Origin of the sequence: Mycobacterium colombiense (genome assembly GCF_001953985.1) — a bacterium.
In the GTDB taxonomy this organism is placed as follows: domain Bacteria; phylum Actinomycetota; class Actinomycetes; order Mycobacteriales; family Mycobacteriaceae; genus Mycobacterium; species Mycobacterium colombiense_B.
Genome location: NZ_MBEI01000072.1, coordinates 1 through 533, shown reverse-complemented (window position 1 = coordinate 533; position 533 = coordinate 1). Strand labels below are relative to the sequence as shown.

Below are 533 nucleotides of genomic sequence, written 5' to 3'. Positions count from 1 at the left end.
ACAGCCGACATGGCAACACGTTTTATGACCGACCCGCACGAGATGCGGGCGATGGCGGGCCGCTTCGAGGTCCACGCCCAGACCGTTGAGGACGAGGCTCGCAAGATGTGGGCGTCGTCGATGAACATCGCCGGCTCGGGCTGGAGCGGTCAGGCCCAGGCCACCTCGTACGACACCATGGGACAGGTCAACCAGGCCTTCCGCAACATCGTCAACATGCTCCACGGAGTGCGCGACGGACTGATTCGCGACGCGAACAACTACGAGCAGCAAGAGCAGGCCTCGCAGCAAATCCTCGGCAGCTAGCGCTAAAAACCGCAGCTGCGTAACATCTCAAGACATTAGGAGAACACCGTTATGAGCATTAACTACCAGTTCGGCGATGTAGACGCCCACGGTGCCTTGATCCGCGCCCAGGCCGCGTCCTTGGAGGCTGAGCACCAGGCCATCGTTCGCGATGTGCTTGCTGCCGGCGACTTCTGGGGCGGTGCGGGTTCGGTGGCATGCCAGGAGTTCATCACCCAGTTGGGTCG

General features: G+C 61.9%; 2 protein-coding genes. Both read left to right on the top strand.

Annotation, left to right across the window (positions count from 1 at the left end):
* Nucleotides 1-9 precede the first annotated feature (9 nt).
* On the top strand, nt 10-306 hold the full coding sequence (locus tag A5732_RS23055; RefSeq protein ID WP_007771418.1) for a WXG100 family type VII secretion target: 297 nt from the start codon (nt 10-12) through the stop codon (nt 304-306).
* Between the two features lie 51 nt (nt 307-357).
* A partial coding sequence (locus tag A5732_RS23050) for a WXG100 family type VII secretion target (RefSeq protein ID WP_142256663.1) occupies nt 358-533 on the top strand: 176 nt, incomplete at its 3' end.